This window comes from Rudaeicoccus suwonensis (assembly GCF_007829035.1).
GTDB classification, from domain to species: domain Bacteria; phylum Actinomycetota; class Actinomycetes; order Actinomycetales; family Dermatophilaceae; genus Rudaeicoccus; species Rudaeicoccus suwonensis.
The window spans coordinates 158,057-177,827 of sequence record NZ_VIVQ01000002.1 but is presented as its reverse complement, the minus strand read 5'-3'; the positions used below and the strand labels follow the sequence as shown (position 1 = coordinate 177,827).

19 protein-coding genes, 2 tRNA genes, 1 other RNA gene and 2 pseudogenes are annotated in these 19,771 nt (G+C 66.4%); 12 read left to right on the top strand and 12 right to left on the bottom strand.

What is annotated here, in order from left to right; genetic code table 11:
- The first annotated feature begins 24 nt into the window (after nucleotides 1-24).
- Nucleotides 25-531, top strand: coding sequence for a mycothiol transferase (locus BKA23_RS12060; RefSeq protein WP_145228821.1), 507 nt, complete (start codon nucleotides 25-27; stop codon nucleotides 529-531).
- Nucleotides 532-541: 10 nt separating this feature from the next.
- Nucleotides 542-847: a hypothetical protein gene (locus BKA23_RS12055; protein WP_145228820.1), complete on the top strand. Its 306-nt coding sequence runs from the start codon at nucleotides 542-544 to the stop codon at nucleotides 845-847.
- Nucleotides 848-988: 141 nt separating this feature from the next.
- Here the strand turns inward: BKA23_RS12055 and BKA23_RS12050 are convergent, their stop codons facing one another.
- Nucleotides 989-1,618 (bottom strand): peptidoglycan-binding domain-containing protein, encoded by a 630-nt coding sequence (locus BKA23_RS12050; RefSeq protein ID WP_170226498.1) that lies wholly within the window; start codon nucleotides 1,616-1,618, stop codon nucleotides 989-991.
- 257 nt (nucleotides 1,619-1,875) lie between these two features.
- Entirely contained in the window at nucleotides 1,876-2,427 is a 552-nt protein-coding gene (locus BKA23_RS12045; protein WP_145228818.1) for a TetR/AcrR family transcriptional regulator, read from the bottom strand.
- An 88-nt stretch (nucleotides 2,428-2,515) separates the two neighbouring features.
- Here BKA23_RS12045 and BKA23_RS12040 point away from each other — a divergent pair, with 88 nt between their 5' ends.
- Nucleotides 2,516-2,941, top strand: coding sequence for a tautomerase family protein (locus BKA23_RS12040; RefSeq protein ID WP_145228817.1), 426 nt, complete (start codon nucleotides 2,516-2,518; stop codon nucleotides 2,939-2,941).
- Nucleotides 2,942-3,144: 203 nt separating this feature from the next.
- On the opposite strand, the gene BKA23_RS12035 is transcribed toward BKA23_RS12040, so the two are convergent.
- Nucleotides 3,145-3,876, bottom strand: coding sequence for a pentapeptide repeat-containing protein (locus BKA23_RS12035; RefSeq protein WP_145228816.1), 732 nt, complete (start codon nucleotides 3,874-3,876; stop codon nucleotides 3,145-3,147).
- Between the two features lie 227 nt (nucleotides 3,877-4,103).
- Here BKA23_RS12035 and BKA23_RS18245 point away from each other — a divergent pair.
- Nucleotides 4,104-4,541: pseudogene (locus BKA23_RS18245) on the top strand (recombinase family protein); the annotation flags it as partial.
- 12 nt (nucleotides 4,542-4,553) lie between these two features.
- On the opposite strand, the gene BKA23_RS12030 reads toward BKA23_RS18245, so the two are convergent.
- The 7 genes from BKA23_RS12030 to BKA23_RS12000 all read right to left on the bottom strand — a co-directional run bounded on the left by BKA23_RS12030 (nucleotide 4,554) and on the right by BKA23_RS12000 (nucleotide 8,349).
- Entirely contained in the window at nucleotides 4,554-5,036 is a 483-nt protein-coding gene (locus BKA23_RS12030) for a hypothetical protein (protein ID WP_145228815.1), read from the bottom strand.
- Between the two features lie 301 nt (nucleotides 5,037-5,337).
- Nucleotides 5,338-5,427 (bottom strand) — tRNA-Ser (locus BKA23_RS12025).
- A gap of 74 nt (nucleotides 5,428-5,501) precedes the next feature.
- Nucleotides 5,502-6,407, bottom strand: a complete 906-nt coding sequence (locus BKA23_RS12020) for a TroA family protein (protein ID WP_145228814.1) — start codon at nucleotides 6,405-6,407, stop codon at nucleotides 5,502-5,504.
- 2 nt (nucleotides 6,408-6,409) lie between these two features.
- Nucleotides 6,410-6,943 (bottom strand): LytR C-terminal domain-containing protein, encoded by a 534-nt coding sequence (locus BKA23_RS12015; RefSeq protein WP_145228813.1) that lies wholly within the window; start codon nucleotides 6,941-6,943, stop codon nucleotides 6,410-6,412.
- Nucleotides 6,940-7,233: a type II toxin-antitoxin system VapB family antitoxin gene (locus BKA23_RS12010; protein WP_145228812.1), complete on the bottom strand. Its 294-nt coding sequence runs from the start codon at nucleotides 7,231-7,233 to the stop codon at nucleotides 6,940-6,942. Before BKA23_RS12010 ends, BKA23_RS12015 begins: the two co-directional genes overlap by 4 nt.
- 75 nt (nucleotides 7,234-7,308) lie before the next feature.
- Nucleotides 7,309-8,118, bottom strand: coding sequence for a LytR C-terminal domain-containing protein (locus BKA23_RS12005; protein WP_145228811.1), 810 nt, complete (start codon nucleotides 8,116-8,118; stop codon nucleotides 7,309-7,311).
- A gap of 143 nt (nucleotides 8,119-8,261) precedes the next feature.
- Nucleotides 8,262-8,349, bottom strand: a tRNA-Ser gene (locus BKA23_RS12000).
- A gap of 96 nt (nucleotides 8,350-8,445) precedes the next feature.
- On the opposite strand from BKA23_RS12000, the gene ffs reads away from it, so the two are divergent.
- Nucleotides 8,446-8,542: signal recognition particle sRNA small type (gene ffs, locus BKA23_RS11995), an RNA gene on the top strand.
- Between the two features lie 16 nt (nucleotides 8,543-8,558).
- Here ffs and BKA23_RS11990 read toward each other — a convergent pair.
- A complete protein-coding gene (locus BKA23_RS11990; RefSeq protein ID WP_145228810.1) occupies nucleotides 8,559-10,172 on the bottom strand; it encodes a hypothetical protein in 1,614 nt (537 codons plus the stop codon).
- Between the two features lie 225 nt (nucleotides 10,173-10,397).
- Here BKA23_RS11990 and BKA23_RS11985 point away from each other — a divergent pair, with 225 nt between their 5' ends.
- From BKA23_RS11985 to BKA23_RS11970, 4 genes are all read left to right on the top strand, one after another.
- Complete coding sequence (locus tag BKA23_RS11985) at nucleotides 10,398-12,635, top strand: DNA polymerase III subunit gamma and tau (RefSeq protein ID WP_145228809.1); 2,238 nt, start codon at nucleotides 10,398-10,400, stop codon at nucleotides 12,633-12,635.
- Nucleotides 12,635-13,306, top strand: coding sequence for a lysophospholipid acyltransferase family protein (locus BKA23_RS11980; protein ID WP_145228808.1), 672 nt, complete (start codon nucleotides 12,635-12,637; stop codon nucleotides 13,304-13,306). Before BKA23_RS11985 ends, BKA23_RS11980 begins: the two co-directional genes overlap by 1 nt.
- Before the next feature lie 132 nt (nucleotides 13,307-13,438).
- Complete coding sequence (gene recR / locus BKA23_RS11975) at nucleotides 13,439-14,038, top strand: recombination mediator RecR (RefSeq protein ID WP_145229559.1); 600 nt, start codon at nucleotides 13,439-13,441, stop codon at nucleotides 14,036-14,038.
- Entirely contained in the window at nucleotides 14,031-14,720 is a 690-nt protein-coding gene (locus BKA23_RS11970) for a DUF5063 domain-containing protein (RefSeq protein WP_145228807.1), read from the top strand. The genes recR and BKA23_RS11970 overlap by 8 nt, the downstream gene beginning before the upstream one ends.
- A 109-nt stretch (nucleotides 14,721-14,829) precedes the next feature.
- Here the strand turns inward: BKA23_RS11970 and BKA23_RS18015 are convergent.
- A pseudogene (locus BKA23_RS18015) lies at nucleotides 14,830-15,429 on the bottom strand (phosphatase PAP2 family protein); the annotation flags it as partial.
- A 978-nt stretch (nucleotides 15,430-16,407) separates the two neighbouring features.
- On the opposite strand from BKA23_RS18015, the gene BKA23_RS11960 reads away from it, so the two are divergent.
- Genes BKA23_RS11960 through BKA23_RS11950 form a run of 3 tightly spaced genes read left to right on the top strand, consistent with a single transcriptional unit; the run spans nucleotide 16,408 to nucleotide 19,771 of the window.
- Nucleotides 16,408-17,676, top strand: coding sequence for an aspartate kinase (locus BKA23_RS11960; RefSeq protein WP_145228805.1), 1,269 nt, complete (start codon nucleotides 16,408-16,410; stop codon nucleotides 17,674-17,676).
- Complete coding sequence (locus tag BKA23_RS11955) at nucleotides 17,673-18,704, top strand: aspartate-semialdehyde dehydrogenase (RefSeq protein WP_145228804.1); 1,032 nt, start codon at nucleotides 17,673-17,675, stop codon at nucleotides 18,702-18,704. Before BKA23_RS11960 ends, BKA23_RS11955 begins: the two co-directional genes overlap by 4 nt.
- 5 nt (nucleotides 18,705-18,709) lie before the next feature.
- Complete coding sequence (locus BKA23_RS11950; protein ID WP_145228803.1) at nucleotides 18,710-19,771, top strand: aspartate-semialdehyde dehydrogenase; 1,062 nt, start codon at nucleotides 18,710-18,712, stop codon at nucleotides 19,769-19,771.

Below are 19,771 nucleotides of genomic sequence, written 5' to 3'. Positions count from 1 at the left end.
GTCATACATGCTTCCCTGGGACGTATGACGCAACTCGCAAACACTCTGCTGCGCGACGCCTTCGGGCGAGTCGCCGACGAACTTCCTTCTCTGCTCGACGGTTTGACGCCGGATCAGGTGCTCTGGCGACCAGAAGGGCGAGGCAATTCGATCGGCTGGCTGGTCTGGCACCTGACGCGGGTGCAGGACGACCATCTTGCCGGCGTCGACGGGCGCGACCAGGTGTGGACGTCCGGCGGGTGGGCGCGGCGGTTCGGTCTGCCGTATGACGACGCCGCCATCGGCTACGGCCAGTCCGCCGACGAGGTCGCAGTCTTCGAAGTCAGCGATGCGGAACTGCTGGTCGGCTATCACGCCGCGGTGCACGAGATGACCTTGTCGGTGCTCGACGCGATGAGTGACGCCGACTACGAGCGCATCGTCGATGAGCGCTGGGATCCGCCGGTGACCGCGGCTGTACGGCTGGTCTCGGTGGTGGGTGACATCACCCAGCACGTCGGGCAGGCGGCATACGTTCGCGGTCTTACGTGACAATGGCGGCATGAGCGCACGACTGCTGATCTGGACCAACCCGTCATCGCCCGAGCGTGCAGAGGAGTTCGACCGCTGGTATGACGTGGTCCACCTTCCGCAGGTGCTCGAGGTCGTCGACGGCGTGGTCGGTGGCGCTCGGTACGCCAGCGTCGCCGACGGGCAGTGGCGCTCGCTCGCGGTGTATGACGTCGACCTGCCACAGCCTCGCGACGTGGTCGCCAATCTCAACGGTGCTATCAAGTCCGGTGCGCTGGAGCTGTCCGACGTCATGTCGCCGAAGCTGCAGATGAAGCTGGTCGACGAACTCTCCTGACGGGCGCGACCCGGAACTGATGGCGGGCGCGGAGGTGTCCGCGGTGGTCCGCAGATATGCCCGTGGGCCCCGTGACCATGCGGTCGCGGAGCCTGGGCTTCCGAGAAGGCTGAAGCCTGCCTCGGAGCGTTGCGATGTGCGTCAGCCCCGGGAACCGTGGAGTGCGGTCATCATTGCTGCGCGCGTCTTCGGGCCGACGACACCGTCGGCTGTCAGGTGTGCGAACCGCTGAAAGTCCTTGGTAGCAGCTTCTGTTCGTGCACCGAAGACTCCGTCGACGGCAATCTGGGGCACGGAGGGGATCTTGCCCCAGACCTGGTCGATGTCCTGCTGCCAGGCGCGGACGGCAACGCCGCGGCTGCCGTAGTACAGGATCGGCGCGGGCGCAGGGGCAGTGCCCTGGCCGCCGTGGAGTGCGGTCATCATTGCTGCGCGCGTCTTCGGGCCGACGACACCGTCGGCTGTCAGGTGTGCGAACCGCTGAAAGTCCTTGGTAGCAGCTTCTGTTCGTGCACCGAAGACTCCGTCGACGGCAATCTGGGGCACGGAGGGGATCTTGCCCCAGACCTGGTCGATGTCCTGCTGCCAGGCGCGGACGGCAACGCCGCGGCTGCCGTAGTACAGGATCGGCGCGGCTGCCGTGCGGGTGTGGGCTGCCGTGGCGGCAGCCGTGGGCTGCGTGGCGGCCATTGATGCCGGAGCAGTCGCGATGGCGCTGAGGCCGAGTGCGCCGACGCTGACGACCGTAAGGAGAGACGAGCGGTATGACATGCCAATTCCGTTCTGTGAGTGACGATTTCGACTGGCAGCGAGTTGTTTCGCCGTCACACCAGAGGACTCCGCAGTGTCGGATCGGGTTGGCTGAGACTTTCTTGGGATCTTCCGCGTAGCACCATGTATACCCCGATGTGTCGGGGCGAGGGGTTGGAGCACTCGCCGCCCCACAAGCGCCGCCTCAGCCCGCAGCGTGACTCGAGCGCGGATGCTCCGTCTGCGAATAGTCTCCGGCGCCGCGCGGAAATGATGCGTCATGGTGCGACGAGTTGCCGGAGTTGCTGGCGCACGGCCTCCAACGGTTCAAGCGAGCGCTGCGACCGGCATACAGCCACTGCGCCCTCGGCCGCGGAGAGCAAGGTCCACGCGACGGGTCGCGCCTGCGCCGAGGGCACGCCCCCTGCCACCAAGAGATCTTCGAGTTGCTCGACCCAGGCTGAGAAGACGTCTCCGGCGGCGGCACGGACCTCGGAATCCTCTGTCGTGACAGTGATTCCCAGCACAGAGCAGCCCGCCACGTAGTCGGTGCTGGTGAGGATGCGTGCCCATCCGTCGATGAAGCCGTCGATGACGCCCCTCCCTTCGCGGCCCTCCAGCGCTGCCAACGCACCGGGGCCGGCTTGGCGCATTGTGTCGAGCACCGCGCGCACCAACGCTTCCTTGCCGCCGGGGAAGTGGTGGTAGATCGACCCGCGCGGCGCGCCCGAATGCGCGATCACGTCGGCGAACGACGTGCCCTGCACGCCGCGTTCGGCGAACAGGACGAGCGCGCTGCGGATCATCCGCTCGCGTGCCGACTGCGCCATACCTTCCCCTCCGTCGTCGAGGGCTCTATGCTAACTGTCATATCGATTATGACGATCGACATAATCGCCGTTACGTCAGGAGAATCCCATGCCCATGATCGACGTCTACGCCCCGGCGGACACCTTCGCGGAACCGGCGAAGCTCGCCCAAGAGCTGGCGACGACGCTGATGGAGATCGAGGGCGTTCCGGCCATCCCGATGTTCAAGAACAACACCGCCGCGTTCGTTCACACGCCGCAGGCGATGTCGAATGTCGCCCGCAGCGGCGACTACGTGCGCGTTCAGGTGCTCACCAACGCCGGCGCCCTCAATCGCGAGCAGCAACAGGCGGTCGTCGCCCGATTCACCGACCTCGTGATCGCCGCCGGTGGCACGAAAGACCACGTCTGGGTGCTGCTCACCGAAGCCGTGCCCGGTGGATGGGGCCTCTGGGGACACGCACACACGAATGAAGAACTGGTGGCCGCAGCACGCGACGAGATCGCCCGGCTGCAAGGTGGCGCCACCTCCTGATTCCTCGGCTGACCTCGCGCAACCGGACGGGTCCGAGCTGTATGCCGGCGCCGCTCGTCGGTCCTTCGTTGGGAGGGTCGGATACTGTCGGGTTGCGCGAGGTCGCGGCAACGCAACTCAGGGTTGGCGGACACCTCCGCATCAGTTGAAAATCTCGCCGACCCGTAGGTGGCCCGAAGTATCGCGCTCTCTAGGTAATGGACCTAACCTCGCGCAGATTCAAGCAGCCAGCGAAGTTCAGGACGCTTTCGAGGAGGATAGTCATTGAGCCTTACCAGGATTTGACTCTGACCACGCGAGAGACTTGATTTTCTCACCTTTACAAAGGCCCTAGCGGATGGATATGCGTCAGGCGGGAATTTTGACAGTGCCGCGGCCGCGCGCTCTAGCGCACCCTTCGCATCCGGGAAATAAAAGTAGTCCTCACTGAGCGGCAACTTCTGGCGGTTAAGATCTACTCCTAGCTCGAAAGTAACATTTACAAGGGTTGCCTCAGAGAAATCATTGCCATCAATGTGATTAATCGTGCGATCGCCTGGTGTTCGATATCTTTCATCCATCGCGCCTGCGAAAATTGAATGTCGAATTGTGCCCGAGAAGATACAGTCTACGAAGTCTGCGGACCGTGCATTCAGATGGCTGATATCGCTCTGCTCGAAGCTGCACTGGTAGAAGGAAGCAAAGCCTGTCACCGATACGTCGATTTTCGCGTTGTTAAACGTGCATTTTCGGTATGTTGAGCGTCCCACATTATCGGGTCCGCCGCTGCCGAAAACCGCGCCGCTGATAACAGTGTTGTCAAAAGAGCAATATTCGAATTTGCAACCAGCAGAATTGAACACAATGTAATTGCGTTCACCGAAGTTTGCGTGCTCGAAGTTCTTTTTCCTGAGTCTAAGTTTTGCGGGTTCTTGGACAGGTTCCAAGGGTGTCACGGATTAGCTCCTTGCCTCACATTGCACACCGCCATCTGTCCGGGAATGTCGTATCTGATTATGATGGCAGATCAGTATCCGGGTCGACTCAGGTTCCCGCGGAAGGGCCATATCACCCGTGCACGTCACCTCAGCATACGGGCTTAGGACGACCAACGCGGCGAGAATTGTGATCAACATGGCTGGGCAATATTAGGTCCCAACGGTTTGGGCGCAAGCCGACACTCATGCTCGCGGTCGAGTTCAACCAGGCAGCAGACCGAAGATCGCAATGTGTCCTGCCACTCCGGATCATTCAACAGCGTACGATCGCCAACCTTCGCGGCCGTCTGTTCAAGACCCTGATTCGTCAAACCAAGAACAATGTGATCACCACCGTCAGCAGCTGCTACGTCAGCACCAGTTTCTGCGGCGATCTTGTTGGCTTGGATGTTACCGGACGTAACTACTCGATCCAGCGGCTCACACAGCAGATGGCCGATCTGGGACTGCGACTGAAGCCGACGAAGTCGTCACCAACTCCGAAGCCCGCAGTTGCAGCGAAGTGGCATCGTCTACTGCGCGACCAGTACTACATCGGGATGGTGAGTCACAAAGGTGAACTGTTCCAAGGGCGCCATGAGCCGCTGATTGACCAAGCGTTGTTCGAACGAGTGCAGGCCACGCTCGCTGAGCGCTCAGCGCCAACACGTCGCGACCGCACTCACTTTCACTATCTCAAGAAGCAGGTCTACTGCGGCAGGTGCCGACGAGCGGGACGTGCACGGAAGCTGATCTATACCGAAGCGAAGGCGCGGGCCGGAACCTACGCTTACTTCGTGTGCGCAGATCGCCTGCGCGGCATCTGTAATCTGCCCTACCTGCCGGTGCCGCTCGCCGAGGACTACATTGCCCGGCACTACGAAGCGCTTCACCTGCCTCACGGATTCGTTGATGCCCTCTGTGAACAGATCGATGATGTCATCCGGGAGGAACAAACCAGCCTGGCGACGGTTCAGCGGCAACTCGACGCCGAACTTGTAGAGCTCGACCGGCGTGAAGAGCGCCTGATCGACCTGGCCGAGCAAGGCCTCTCCGCTGACAAGATTCAGCAGCGCCTGGCCGCCATCCGCACCGACCGAGCACGCCTGATCGAGCAGCAGCGCGAGGCACGCAGCCACCTGAATGTCGGCGCGGACGTCATCCAGACCGCCGCGGCGCTGCTACGGGATCTGCCAGCGCTCTACGCGACTGCCAACGACGAATGCCGCGGCCTGATCAACGACGCGCTCTACAAACGGTTCTACCTCGACGAGCGTGCTGTCGACGCCTCGGAGCTGAAGCCACCGTTCGACGACATCGCGGCGACTTCCGAAAATGACGAAAGCGCCAGCACCCGAGGAACATCCTCAAGGCTGGCGCTTCGAGACCTCGTCGGTTCTCCGGAGGCAAGTTCTCCGCGGAGTTCGAATAAGGCCCAACTGGCGGTGGCGGTGGGATTTGAACCCACGGTGGAGTCGCCCCCACACAACATTTCGAGTGTTGCACCTTCGGCCGCTCGGACACGCCACCGCCGACGAGGGTACCGGACCGGGTGCCGCCTCACCAAAGCGGGCGGCACCGCCGACGAGAGCCGCTGCCGCAAGTCAGCGGATGCGGGCCGCCATCGTCGGGTCGGGCTCCCCGAGACCCGGATGCAGGATCCGCGACAACGCCTCGACCCCGTCGGCCAGTCGCGGCCCTGGCCGCGCGAAGGACGCATTGGCATCCACCGCCCAGATCGGTATGCCGTCGTCGATCACGCCCGACGCCACGACCTCCTTCGCCAACTCGGCCGACTGGGCCAGTCCGTAACCGCACGGCGCCACCACGACGACCGATGCGTCGCACTCGGCAACCTCTGACCAGTTCAACCGCCGCGACTTCGCACCGCTCTCGCCCAGCACACTGATGCCTCCGGCGCGCTCGATCATCTCCGGCACCCAGTGCCCGGGGCTGAACGGCGGGTCCGTCCACTCCAGCACCGCGCAGCGGACCGGCGTCGACGACGACACCTCGCGGCATACGTGCGCTATCCGGTCCCGCAACGACTGGGCGAGCGCCTCCGCGGACGCCACGTGACCGGTCGACGTGCCGATCGCGACGATCGACTCCCACACCTGCTCCAGCGTGTGGGGATCGGTGGTCAGCACCTCCGCCCGGCACTGCAGATATTCCAGCGCGTCATTGACCACCGAGACGTCGACGGCGCACACCGCGCACAGGTCCTGCGTCACGACCAGGGTGGCGTCCAACGATGCGAGCGCGCCCGAGTCGAGGTGGTACAGATCCTCACCCGCAGCGACACGCGCCGATACGAACGCGTCGATCTCAGCCGGCGCAAGCTTCTCCGGCAGCGCCGACGTCGACACCACCTTCGCTGTCGACCGTGCGTGCGCCGGTTCGTCACACTCGAAGGTCACACCGACGACATCGTCGCCAGCGCCGATCGCGAACAGGATCTCGGTCGCGGACGGCAACAGCGAGACGATGCGCGGGCGAGTGATCGGCATACCTAACCGACCACGCTTGCGCTGGAGCAGGTCGTCGACTCGGCGATCGGCGACTGCGTCACCGCCGTGATGTTCGGCGCCTGCTCACCGAGCACGAGGTCGACGGAGGTGCCGGTGCGCCCGTCCTGCATCAGCTGCGCGCCCGGCATGTACTGCGCGACATACTTCTTCGCGTATGCCGCACCTGCCGGCCCGAAGCGCACCTGTCCGACGCCTGACAGGCTCTCGCCGTACGGGTCATTGCTGACAACTCCGACGTCGAAGCCACGCGAGTCCATCGCCAGCGCAATGCGTTTCGCGCGACCTGTGTCAGAGGACGCGTTGTAGACGTTGAGCACGAAACTGCCCTGCGGCAGCGTTTGGGTCGACGTCTGGCAGGTCGCTGCACTGGCGCCGTTGGACCGCGTGGTGATGTAGGACACCGCCAACACCAGTCCGACCACCACAAGCACCGCCGCGAGCACGACGACGATCGTCGACCGGCGGTGTCGTCGTTGCCGGGCTCGCCCGAGGCCGGTGTCGCGTACGTAGCTCACAGCATCAACACCCGGGCGTGGATCACGGGCCGCTGCTGCAAGGCCGCGCGCAAGGCGCGGTGCAGGCCGTCCTCCAGGTAGAGGTCACCGTTCCAGCTGACGACGTGGGCGAAGATGTCACCGTAGAACGTCGAGTCCTCCGACAGCAGCGTGTCGAGGTCGAGCGTGGTCTTGGTGGTGATGAGCAGATCAAGGCGCACCATCCGCGGTGTCACGCCGCTCCAGTCGCGCGGACTGTGCATTCCGTGATCAGGGTAGGGGCGCCCGTCGCCCACCGCCTTGAAGATCACGGCTGAAGTTTAGTCGGACGGCAGGTCGCGCAAGGGCCCTCGTAAGTGTGCGCCAGCACACAGGATTCGCGCATCTCAGCAGCCGCTCGCGGTGCTGCGGGTCGGGGTGGGTGTCGGCGTGGCCTGCGCTGTCGGCACCAGCACGGCAGACGTCGAGACCCACTTGCTGCCGATGACCAGATCGACGGTGGTGCCGGTGCGACTGTCCTGCATCATCTGAGCACCCTTGACCTGCAACTGAACTCGTTGCGCGTCGGGCAAGCCTTGTGCGCCATACCGGATGACGACGGCGTCGTTGGGGTAGTAGCCCTGCTCCGGATCGTTTCCGACGGTCAGGATCTGGAAGCCGCGGCTGCGCATGGCATTCGCGAGCTCCTGCGCGGAGCCGGGCACGACATAGGCGTTGTAGACATTGAGTGACACCTGACTGGCAGGTGCCGGAGGCAGGGGCACGAGCGCGAACTTGTCGCCGATGACCAAGTCGACCGAGGGGTCGGCGCGGTCGTCCTCTTCGAGAGTGGGGTTCTCCACCTGCTCCGCCAGAGTCAGCGCGATCTGCCGGCCGATCGAGCCGTAACGGATCTGCGCGTATGTCGGTGTCGGGTAGTTGCCCGACTCGGGGTCGTTGCCGGTGGCGATGATGTGCAGCCCGCGCCACTGCAGCTCTTGCGCGACCTGCGCCGCCATACCGTTCTGGCTGCTGGCGTTCCAGACGTTGACCCAGATGGTGTTGAGCGCGATCTTCATCGTCGGCGCCGGCAGTGAGGTCTCGCAGGACTTCACGACCTTCTTGGGTTTGGAGCTGCCGCAGGCTGCTGCCAGTGGGGACGCCGCCACAGCGACGACGGCTGCGATCAGCACGTCCCTTCTGGTGTGTTCGCCCATTGCTCCCTGCTATCGGCCCCGACCGGTGTGACGGAGCCAAGTCTGCCCCCTGGCCGTCGGGCATCGGGCAGCGGCACGGCGGGACGAGCCGACAAACGAAAAAATCCCGGAGCGCGTATGCCGGCTCCGGGACTTGATCGCGGTGGCGGAGGATAGGGGATTCGAACCCCTGAGGGCGTTAACCCAACACGCTTTCCAAGCGTGCGCACTAGGCCACTATGCGAATCCTCCGCGCAGGAGAATACCCGCTCGGCCGCCAGCCGCCGAATCGGCCGCCAGTCGCGGCAGCCGATTCGGCGACGGCTGGGAGGTGTTCTACAGTTAGCGCCGGACCCCTCGTGCGGTGGTACCTTTCCGAACTCCCCCAGGGCAGGAATGCAGCAAGGGTAGGAGAGCTCTTCCAGGTGTGCGGGGGGTCTTTCACGTCCTTGCGGTGTCGCTCAGTTCGATGATGCGGGCGCGACCGATGACGATGGGCCCGGCTGCACGCAGCCCGCCGGCGCGGACCGCCCCGGCTGGAAGTCGCTGGTCAATCGCACCGGCCCCGACGTCTGCATGGTGACCTCAAGCCAGCCGTCGTTGTCGACGATGCACGCCGGCAGCGCGGCGTGTGTGGTCGGGTTCACCGCCCCGATGTATGCCGAATACCGCACCTTCAGGTCGATGACCTCGCCGGCCTGTGTCTGCAGATCGATGCCGTGCGAGTCGACTGACGTCACCGTCGCACCGGTCGCGAGCGGTGCCGGGTCGGTCACGGCATACAGCTGCCAGTCGGGATTGCTCCACACCAGCTTCAGATAGGGCAGGCCGCTGCGCACCAGCGCGGCCTCCTTGACGGAGGCGTAGTCGAGCGGCGCATTCGGCACAGCCACGTATCCGACCGCCAGGGAATCCAGCCACTCGCGGTAGGTGACGGCGTTCAGCGCGTCGGGCACGTAGAAGATCGCATTGTCGGCACGATCGGCCTGACGGTCCCACCCACGTGCGAGTGAGAAGCCGGCCATGTAGACGGTGCCCCAGTGATTCTTGGTGTCGATCATCTCCACGCGGCGGCCGAGCATCGCGCTGCCCGACACGCGCTCGTTCTGCTGGATCGCCTGCGCCAGGTTTTCGTAGAACGCGAAGTGGCTCGACGGCTGGTGAGCGGCGTGCAATTGCCCGGACAGGTCGCCGATCGGCCAGATCGCGACCGAGGCGGCAGCCACCACAAGCCAGGCTCGCTGGACCCTGCCGTAGGCCACGACCGCCGGGACAGCCGCGAGCCACGCCAGCCGGGTCACGTTGTTGCCGATGGCCAGCGGTTCGATCAGCAGTGGGATGAACGACAGGATCAGCAGCGCTGCGGTCACCCGGATCGTGCGGTTGGCGCAGATCGCGATCACCAGCAGGCAGGCGAAGCCGGCCGGCAGAGTGTCGGTGAAAGAGAACGGCATCGTGCCGGTCCCAGGAAACAGCACGGCGAGGGCCCCCGCCGCAGCCAGCAGGGCGACCGCGCTCGCGATCGCCGTGCGTCGGTGGTCCGGCCGGGTGATCGCCACGGTCACGGCAATGAGCCCGACGAAGAATCCGGCGAGCGGTGAGCAGAGGAAAGACGCAACCGACAGCACGACGGCCGTCTTGGCGAAGTGGTAGCGCAACGCGACGAGCGCCCAGATCGCGACAGCAGCACCGACGGTGAAGGTCACGCGTCCGTTGAGCAGGTCCGCGCCCTGGGCGACTGCGATGGCGATGGCTCCCGCTCGCGGTCGGAGGGCGTCGCGCACGAGCTTCGACCCGCCATACGAGCTCGCGAAGACCGCGGTGACACCGGTGGCGCGCACTCCGAAGGTCGCCATAGAGATGGGCACCACGGTGCTGTAACTCGGCAGGTTGATCCCGCCGAACCAACCGCCCCACCACACCGGCAGTCCGTCGCCGCGTGCGACATTCGCTCGCGCGACCTGGGCAGCGAGGTCAGGTGCCCGGGGGTCCCAGAGCGCGTAGATCAGCGCGAAGACCACCGCGCAGATCGTCGCCAGACCCGCGGGCGACCGCAGGTTGTGGCGGGTGAACATGATTCCGACGGTACTCGCCGGTCGACATAGCCTGCCAATACAGATGTATGCCGCAGCCGGTGATCGTGCGTCGGTCCTGCGAGGTGTGTGCGCACGTCGCTGTGTGCCGGATCTCGCAGTTGCGAAATTCGACCCCGCGGCGGTGACACCTGCCCCTGCGTCGAACATCCAGCCCTGTCGTGGGACGGGCGGCGCGTGTCGGCTGCGGCGCATAGAGTTTGGCTCGTGAGCACCGCGCTGTACCGCCGCTACCGGCCCGAAACCTTCGCCGATGTCATCGGCCAGGAACACGTGACCGAGCCGCTGATGCAGGCGCTGCGCACCGGCCGGGTCAATCACGCCTACCTGTTCAGCGGACCCCGTGGCTGTGGCAAGACCACCTCCGCTCGCATCCTGGCGCGCTGCCTGAACTGTGAGCAGGGTCCGACGCCGACCCCGTGCGGCGAGTGCGCCTCCTGCGTGGCGCTCGCGCGTGGCGGCTCCGGCACCGTCGACGTGATCGAGATCGACGCCGCGAGCCACGGTGGGGTCGACGATGCGCGAGACCTGCGGGAGCGGGCGTCATACGGCCCGGCGCAGTCGCGCTACAAGATCTACATCATCGACGAAGCCCACATGGTCACCCCGCAGGGCTTCAACGCGCTGCTGAAGATCGTCGAAGAGCCGCCCGAACACGTGAAATTCGTCTTTGCGACCACCGAACCCGAAAAGGTCATCGGCACGATTCGCTCGCGCACCCACCACTACCCGTTCCGGCTGGTGCCGCCGGCGCGACTGACCGACTATCTGCAGCAGTTGTGCGATGCCGAGGGCGTCGCGGTGCAGCCGGGAGTGCTGTCGTTCGTGACGCGCGCCGGCGGCGGCTCGGTGCGTGACTCGTTGTCGGTGCTCGACCAGCTCATCGCCGGCTCGGGGGAGGACGGGCTCACGTATGCCGGTGCTGCTGCTCTGCTCGGGTTCACCGACGGTGAGTTGCTCGATGCCACCATCGACGCCTTCGGCGCTCGCGACAGCGGTTCGGTCTTCCGTCAGATCGATCGCGTCGTCGAATCCGGACACGACCCGCGCCGGTTCGTCGAGGATCTGCTGGAGCGCTTGCGCGACCTCATTGTCGTCGCGGCGGTGCCCGACGGTGCTGCGCAGATCCTGCGCGGTGTGCCGGAAGACCAGGTCGAGCGGATGCGTCAGCAGGCAGCGCAGTTCGGGCCGGGGGAGTTGTCGCGCAGCGCGGACATCGTCAACACCGGACTGACCGAGATGACCGGCGCCACCAGCCCGCGGCTGCAACTCGAGCTGATCTGCGCGCGCGTGCTGTTGCCAGGTGTCTCCGGGGCGGGCGGTTATGCGGCGCGGCTCGATCGGCTGGAGCGGCGGCTGGACATGACCGGCACCGGCGGCACGCTCGCGGGTGGTGCTGTTCGCAGCGTCACTGAGCCGGGCCCGGGTGCCGCGCTTCCGGCGGACGCCGGCGGCGATCTTGTCGACAGCGGCGCCGGCGGACCCGATGGTCCGGATGGCGCCGGCGGCGCGCCGGCCGGCCGGCCGCATCGCACCGGCCCGGCGGCGCCGATCGAGCAGCCCCGTCGCGAGCTGGGTCAGCATTTGCCGACGCCGCAGCAGGTGCCACCGTCGCCGATCGAGCAGCCCCGTCGCGAGCTGGGTCAGGACTTGCCGACGCCGGAGCAGGCGTCACCGTCGCCGGAGCCTGCATCGCAGGCCGAGAGCGTCGTCGACATCGAAGTCGTCCGCCGCGCCTGGCCGGATGTCCTCGAACGCATCGCCCGCGCGAAGCGCGTGACCTGGACCCTGCTCAGCCAGCACGCTCACGTGGCGTCCTTCGACGGCACCACCCTGGTCCTCGGCACCAGCAGCCCCGGCCTGGCCGCGGCGGTCGAGCGATCCCCGCACCCGGAGGTCGTTGCCCAGGCGCTCAACGATGCGCTCGGCATACACGTCGCGGTGCAGGCGCGCACCGACCAGTCGGCTCCCTCGCCGCAGTTGGCACCCACCGAAGGCGACGCTCCGCAGCGACCCGGCGATGCTGCGCCGACTGCCGGCCCGGCGCCCATCGCCCCCACCTCGATGACAACCCAGGCGACATCCGCCGAGCAGCACGCCTTGCCGGCGTCGCAGTCAGCACCGACAACGCGGACCGAGGATGCGGCTCCGGCAGCACCCGCACGGTCGCGCGCCGCTGAGGCGCTCGCCCAGGCCGGTCTCTCCTCGGGTGCCTCTGCGGACTCCGGCGGCGGCTGGGGTTCGGTGAACGCTCCACCGCCGGAATGGGCCACGGCCGAACATCCTGCAGCGCCACCAACCGCAGCGATCGAGGCCGCAGTGCCGGAGATCGAGGAGATCACCGAGTCGATGGACGATGAAGATGTCGACGATCCGAGCACGGTGGGCGTTCCGGTGATGCAAGCTGTTCTCGGTGCCACGATCATTGACGAACAGGTCGACTGATGAGTTCGCTCTACCTCGCCTCACGTATGACGGTCGCGCCCGCGCTCCGCGCGATCTGGCGGCCCACGGTCGAGGGCAGAAGCAACGTCCCGCGCACCGGCGGCGTGCTGATCGCCAGCAACCACCTGTCCTTCGTCGACAGCGTCGTGATTCCGATGGTCGCTCCGCGCAAGGTCTTCTTCCTGGCCAAGGCGGAGTACTTCACCGGCACCGGTGTGCGTGGCGCGATCTCGCGGGCGTGGTTCAACTCGATGGGCATGATCCCCGTCGAGCGGGACGACTCGCGTGCTGCCGCCGACTCGCTCGAGACTGCTCTGACCGTCCTGCGCGCCGGGAAGGCCTTCGGCATCTACCCCGAAGGGACCCGCAGCAGGGACGGCCGCCTCTACCGGGGGCACACCGGCGTGGCTCACCTTGCGATGCAGGCCGGTGTCCCGGTTGTCCCGGTGGGCCTGCACGGCACCCCGGACGTGCAGCCGATCGGGTCCAACCGGCCCCGGCTGGCGAAGGTGACCGTGCGTTTCGGCGAACCGCTGACCTTCGGATCGTCATACAAGGCGATGCCTGCGGGAAAGGCCCGACGGCAGGCGACCGACGAGATCATGGCGGCCATCGCCGGCTTGTCCGGGCAGCAACTCGCCGGCTGCTACAACGAGCGACCCGCGAGCTGATCTGCTGCGCCGCATCGTCGGTGCGTGCTGAGGCGAAGGGCGCCGCTGCTCGCCACCACGACTGCGGACGAGCGACCCGCGAGCTGATCTGCTGCGCCGCATCGTCGGTGCGTGCGACTAGGCTCGGTCGCTGTGTATGAAGGCGTGGTCCAGGACCTCATCGACGAGCTCGGAAGACTACCCGGCGTCGGTCCGAAATCCGCGCAGCGCATCGCTTTTCACCTGTTGCAGGCCGATCCGGCCGATGTGACCCGGCTGACCGAGGTGCTGACCGTCGTGCGCGAGAAGGTGCGCTTCTGCGAGCGCTGCTTCAATGTCGCCGAGGCGCAGGAGTGCCGCATCTGTCTCGACCCGCGCCGTCTGACGACGCTGCTGTGCGTGGTCGAGGAGCCCAAGGACATCGTTGCCATCGAACGCACGCGCGAGTTCCGCGGGCGCTATCACGTGCTGGGCGGTGCGATCAGCCCGATCGACGGCATCGGCCCGGACGACCTCAAGATCACCCAGTTGATGCGCCGCCTCGGCGAAGAACCGATCGAGGAGGTCATCCTGGCGACCAACCCCAACCTCAACGGCGAAGCCACCGCGACCTTTCTGTCGCGCGCGCTGCGCACGATGGGCCTGCGGGTCACCCGCCTCGCCTCCGGGCTACCGGTGGGTGGAGATCTGGAGTATGCCGACGAGGTCACTCTCGGCCGAGCTTTCGAGGGACGGAGAGTGCTCGATGCCTGACCAGTCTGATCACACCGACGCGACCACACCGGAGCGCGCGGAGGCCGCGAAACCGGAGACGACGGCTCGCAGCGGCGATGTGACCGAAGCGGATGGTGCGGCAAGCGCGACGGCTGGTGACAACGAGGCGACCGCTCAGCTCGGCGCGCTCGCTGCCGAGACCGCGGCGGAGGCGGCAGAGTTCTGTGCTGCGGTGCGTGAACTCGCCACCGGTGCCGCACCTGATGCCGCAATTCCGTTGCTGTTGCTGCTCATTGCGCAATTGCAGGTGACAGGAGCCCGGCTGGGCGCCATACAGGACGTCGTGCTTGTGGAGCGTTTCGAGCCCGACCCCGGGCCAGAGGACACCCTCGACGCGTTACGTATGGCGTTGGCGAATCTGTTCGACGGCATCGACGACTATGCCGACGTGGTCGACCCGGTGACGTCGGTCGAACCCGCGCGCGGCGCTTTGTCCGACGACCTCGCCGAGATCGTCGGAGCGCTCGAGCACGGACTGCTGCACTACCAGCGTGGCCGCACGATCGAGGCCATGTGGTGGTGGCAGTTCAGCTATCTGTCCCAGTGGGGTGTTCGGGCGTCGGCGGCGCTGCGGGTGCTGCAGACGATTCTTGGTCATCTGCGTCTTGACGCTGACGACCAAGTGGTCGCAGACGCGGAATTTGCAGCCCTGCACCCTTGATCGGGGGCAGTCGGCGCAACTCCTGACGGGTGAGTGTCTGCTCCTCCGCGGTCAGCGCCGGCGCCCAGGCGTTGCGGCCGTAGAGCACCCACACCGCAAGCGCTGACAGACCGATGCACGACCAGCCGGCCAGCGCGTCGAGCAGGAAGTGGTTGGCAGTCGCTATCACCACGAAGACGGTCCAGAACGGGTAGAACACCGAAATGGTCCGCACGATCTTGTTGCGCGCAACGAAGAACACCGAGAGGCCGACCCACAGTGACCAGGCGCAGTGCAGGCTGGGCATTGCGGCATACAGGTTGGAGTGGTCGGCCACCGCCGGGCTGCCCCAGGAGCCGAGCGTCTTGAAGTAGACGACGGTGTCGACGAAGCCGCCACCGGGCAGAAGCCGGGGCGGGGCCATCGGGAAGATCCAGAAGCCGATCAGGCCGAGCAGCGTGGTGAGCAGCAGCACCATTCGGGCGGTGCGGTAGACACGACGGTGCCGCCAGAACAGCCAGATCAGCACACCCGCGGTGACCGGCAGGTGAAAGAACGAATAGTCGTAGTTGGCGATCTGGGCCAGCCACTCGTGGTGCACCACGAAGTGGTTGATGCTGAGTTCGACATCCCAGTGCAGTCGTTGCGTGAAGTGCAGGATGTTGAGCCCGCGGTTGATCGCCTGCTGCTGGTGGGTGGGAACCAGGTCACGCAGGTGTTCGTAGACCACATCGAGAATCACGACCAGCGCGACCTCGAACCACCAGCGCGGAGCTCGGTAGGTGCGCCAGGCGAGGGGGAGCAGCGCAGGTCCCGTCGTCGTGGGGCGGGCGGATGCCGACAGGTCGGCCACGCCCTCTGAGCTACTCGTCACTGAGCCATTCTTTCATCGAAGCTCGAAATGGCCCAAACGCGGGATCTCAAGCGTGTTCGCGTCCGAGGTGGTCGGGCGGGGCGGTCGCGTGGTCGGGCGGGCGGTCCACTTCGCGCGCGAAGTGTCAGTTGTGGTCGGTTCGGGTGGGTTGATCCGGCAATTGGTGACATCTCGTGTGGCCGCCTGGGGTCGCCGCGAGTGTCACGTAGGTGCCCGGAATCGTGCGACAGGGGGCTATTGCGTGCCATTCGCGTGGCGCGCGGGCTGTTGCGTGCCATTCGCGTGACGCGCGGGCAGTTGCGTGCCGTTCGTGTGGCGTGGGGGCCGTTCGTATGGCGCGCAGCGGCCCGGGTCGCCGCGGCGTGCCATTCGCGTGACGCGCGGACAGTTCCGTGCCACTCGTGTGACGTGGGGGCCGTTTGTATGGCGCGCAGCGGCCCGGGTCGCCGCGAGTGTCACGCACGCGCCCGTCGTGGCCGCGAGTGTCACGTAGGTGCCCGGAATCGTGCGACAGGGGGCCATTGCGTGCCATTCGCGTTATGCGGGGGGCCATTGCGTGCCATTCGCGTGACGTGCGGGCTGTTCGTATCGCGCGCAGCGGCCCGGGTCGCCGTTGCGTGCCATTCGCGCGGCACGTGGGCCGTCGCGTGCCACTCGTGACCGGGTGAGGTCAACCCGCAGCCGGCATCTGCCAACCAGCCGCGCCAGGTGCCACGTCACGAGCCCGTGTCGTGTCCGCGTCCGGCATCCGGCCACCGCCTCGGCGACCCACCGGCCTCGTTAGAATCAGAGCCCAGCCGACTCGCGCCACTTTCTGCAGAAAGCCTCAAGCCTGTGCCTCTCGTTGTCCAGAAGTATGGCGGTTCCTCGCTGGCCGACGCCGACAGCATCAAGCGCGTCGCCCGTCGCATCGTCGACACTCGCAAGGCCGGAAACCGGGTCTGTGTCGTCGTCTCGGCGATGGGTGACACCACCGATGAGTTGCTCGACCTGGCCGATGCCGTCTCGCCCGACCCGCCGGAGCGCGAGCTCGACATGCTCCTGACTGCCGGTGAGCGTATGTCGATGGCGCTGGTGTCGATGGCGATCGCCAATCTCGGTGACTCCGCGCGTTCCTTCACCGGCTCGCAGGCCGGCGTCATCACCGACGACGTGCACGGTCGCGCCCGCATCATCGACGTCACACCCGGCCGCATCACCGAGGCGCTCGACGCCGGACACATCGTGATCGTCGCCGGTTTCCAGGGCGTCAGCCAGAACACCAAAGAGATCACCACCCTCGGCCGTGGCGGCTCCGACACGACTGCTGTCGCGCTGGCGGCCGCGCTCAAGGCCGACGTCTGCGAGATCTACACCGATGTCGACGGGATCTTCACCGCCGACCCGCGCATCGTGCCGACCGCCCGCAAGATCGACCGCATCACCAACGAGGAGATGCAGGAGATGGCAGCCTCCGGCGCGAAGGTGCTGATGTTGCGGTGTGTCGAATATGCACGCCGGTTCGGTATGCCGATCCACGTGCGGTCCTCGTTCAGTCACCGCGAGGGCACCTGGGTCTACGAAACACAAGGAGAAGACGACGTGGAAGCCCCGATCATCGCCGGAGTGGCGCACGACCGCAGCGAGGCGAAGATCACGGTCGTCGGTGTGAGTGATTCGCCTGGCCAGGCCGCCTCGATCTTCAAGGCGATAGCCGAGCAGCAGATCAACATCGACATGATCGTCCAGAACGTCTCGGCCATCGCGACGGGTCGCACCGACGTGTCGTTCACCCTGCCCAAGACCGACGGTCAGCGCGCCGTGCGGGTGCTGCAGAGCGTGAAGGCCGAACTCGGGTTCGAGCAGCTGCAGTATGACGACCAGATCGGCAAGCTCTCGCTCGTCGGTTCCGGGATGCGGTCTCACCCGGGGGTCTCGGCGACGCTGTTCCAGGCGCTCGCCGACAGCGGCATCAACATCGAGATGATCTCGACCTCCGAGATCCGCGTCTCGGTCGTGACTCGCGACGACCAGCTCGACAACGCCGTGCGCGCGGTGCACACCGCCTTCGGCCTCGACGCCGCCGACGGTGAAGCAGTCGTCTACGGAGGGAGTGGCCGATGAAGGTCGGAGTCGTCGGCGCGACCGGGCAGGTCGGCGGAGTCGTTCTGCGGTTGTTGGCCGAGCGCGAATTCCCCGTCGACGAGTTGCGCCTGTTCGCCTCACCTCGCTCCGCAGGGCGCGAGGTGAACTGGCACAACGACCGGCTCGCCGTCGAAGACGCCACCACCGCCGACCCGACCGGGCTCGACATCGCGATCTTCTCCGCGGGCGGCGCGACCTCGCGTGAGCTGGCGCCGAAGTTCGCCGCGGCCGGCGTCACCGTCATCGACAACTCCTCCGCCTGGCGCATGGACCCCGACGTGCCGCTGGTCGTCTCGGAGGTCAACCCCGAAGCGATCGCCGACGCCCGCAAGGGCATCATCGCCAACCCCAACTGCACGACGATGGCCGCGATGCCGGTGCTGAAACCGTTGTCGGCAGCGGCCGGCCTGCGCCGCCTCACAGTCGCCAGCTACCAGGCGGTCTCCGGATCCGGCCTTGCCGGAGTCGAAGAGCTCGCCGGTCAGATCCGCCAGGGCGTCGAGGGCAACCTCGAGCAGCTCACCCACGATGGTGCCGCTGTCGAGCTCGGCCCGGCCAAGAAGTATGTGGCGCCCATTGCCTTCAACGTGCTCGCCATGGCCGGATCGGTGGTCGACGACGGCAGCGGAGAAACCGACGAGGAGCAGAAGCTGCGCAACGAGTCGCGCAAGATCCTCGGCCTGCCCGACCTGTTGGTCTCCGGCACCTGCGTCCGGGTGCCCGTGTTCACCGGCCACTCGCTCGCGATCCATGCCGAGTTCGAGCGGCCCATCACCGCCGGTCAGGCTCGTGACCTGTTGTCGGTCGCTCCCGGCGTCGTGGTGACCGAGGTGCCGACGCCGCTCGAGGCGGCGGGTCAGGATCCGTCATACGTGGGCCGGATCAGGCAGGACCAGGCAGTGGCAGACGACAAGGGCCTCGTGCTGTTCGTCTCGAACGACAACTTGCGAAAGGGCGCTGCCCTCAACACGATTCAGATCGCCGAGGTCATCGCCGCACAGCGGTGAACGCGATGGGGCAGTCGAAGCCGACGCTCGCACTCGTTGGCGCCACCGGCGTCGTCGGGCTGTCGCTGCTATCGCTGCTGCCGACGAGGGACGACGTCTGGGGTGAGATTCGCCCGATCGCGTCGGACCGCTCGGTCGGGCGCCGGATGAGCATCCTGGGCCACGACTGCCTGGTGCAGCAGCTGTCGGTGAAGGCATTCGAGGGCGCTGACGTCGTCGTCATGGCGGTGCCTGCCGACGTCGCCGAGATGTGGACCCCGGTCGCGGTGGCGGCGGGGGCGGTGGTGATCGACAACTCCGGCCGGTTCGTCGCCGATCCGGACGTGCCGCTGGTGGTGCCCGAGATCAACCCGGATGCCGCTCGGCACCATCCGGCCGGCATCGTGGCAAGCCCGAGCGGCGCCACGTTGATGATGGTCGGTTCGCTGGCGTCCTTGCACGCGACCTGGCAGCTCACCTCGGTCGTGGCCACGACCTTCCAGGCGGTGACGGATGCTGGCATCGCGGGTGCGGTGCGGCTGTATGCCGAGACCATGGAGCTGGCCGGCAACGACGGGGTCGGTCAGTCTCCGGGCGATGTGCGGCGGATGCTGTCCGATCTGGGTGACTCACCTTTTCCGGCGCCGGTGGCCTACAACGTCATCCCGTGGGTCGGTGAGCCGGCGGTCGACGGCGCCACGACGTCGGAGCTCGCGGTGCGCGATGAGTTGCGGTCGCTGCTGCGGGTGCCCGATCTGCCGGTCGCAGTGACCTGTGTGCAGGTGCCGGTGGTGCGCACGCACTCGGTGTCGCTGCACGCAACGTTCGCGGCCGACATACAGCGCGATGATGCGGTCCGGGTGCTCACAGAGTCATCGAACTCCGTTGTTGTGCTTGATGGTTCGAATGACACTCCCGATGACGAATGGCCGATGCCGGTCGACGTCGTCGGTGCGGATCCGGTGTTCGCCGGCCGCGTCCGTCAGCTCGAGGGTTTCCCCCGGTCGATCGAGCTGTTCATCTGCGCGGACAACCTGCGCAAGGGCTCGGCGCTCAACGCGCTGCAGGTGGCCGAGCTCGTCATCTGA

Coding starts and splice junctions, on each gene's coding strand:
- BKA23_RS12060 (WP_145228821.1), top strand. CDS start 25: ATGACGCAACTCGCAAACACTCTGCTGCGCGACGCCTTCGGGCGAGTC.
- BKA23_RS12055 (WP_145228820.1), top strand. CDS start 542: ATGAGCGCACGACTGCTGATCTGGACCAACCCGTCATCGCCCGAGCGT.
- BKA23_RS12050 (WP_170226498.1), bottom strand. CDS start 1,618: ATGTCATACCGCTCGTCTCTCCTTACGGTCGTCAGCGTCGGCGCACTC.
- BKA23_RS12045 (WP_145228818.1), bottom strand. CDS start 2,427: ATGGCGCAGTCGGCACGCGAGCGGATGATCCGCAGCGCGCTCGTCCTG.
- BKA23_RS12040 (WP_145228817.1), top strand. CDS start 2,516: ATGCCCATGATCGACGTCTACGCCCCGGCGGACACCTTCGCGGAACCG.
- BKA23_RS12020 (WP_145228814.1), bottom strand. CDS start 6,407: ATGCCGATCACTCGCCCGCGCATCGTCTCGCTGTTGCCGTCCGCGACC.
- BKA23_RS12005 (WP_145228811.1), bottom strand. CDS start 8,118: ATGGGCGAACACACCAGAAGGGACGTGCTGATCGCAGCCGTCGTCGCT.
- BKA23_RS11990 (WP_145228810.1), bottom strand. CDS start 10,172: ATGTTCACCCGCCACAACCTGCGGTCGCCCGCGGGTCTGGCGACGATC.
- BKA23_RS11980 (WP_145228808.1), top strand. CDS start 12,635: ATGAGTTCGCTCTACCTCGCCTCACGTATGACGGTCGCGCCCGCGCTC.
- BKA23_RS11970 (WP_145228807.1), top strand. CDS start 14,031: ATGCCTGACCAGTCTGATCACACCGACGCGACCACACCGGAGCGCGCG.
- BKA23_RS11955 (WP_145228804.1), top strand. CDS start 17,673: ATGAAGGTCGGAGTCGTCGGCGCGACCGGGCAGGTCGGCGGAGTCGTT.
- BKA23_RS11950 (WP_145228803.1), top strand. CDS start 18,710: ATGGGGCAGTCGAAGCCGACGCTCGCACTCGTTGGCGCCACCGGCGTC.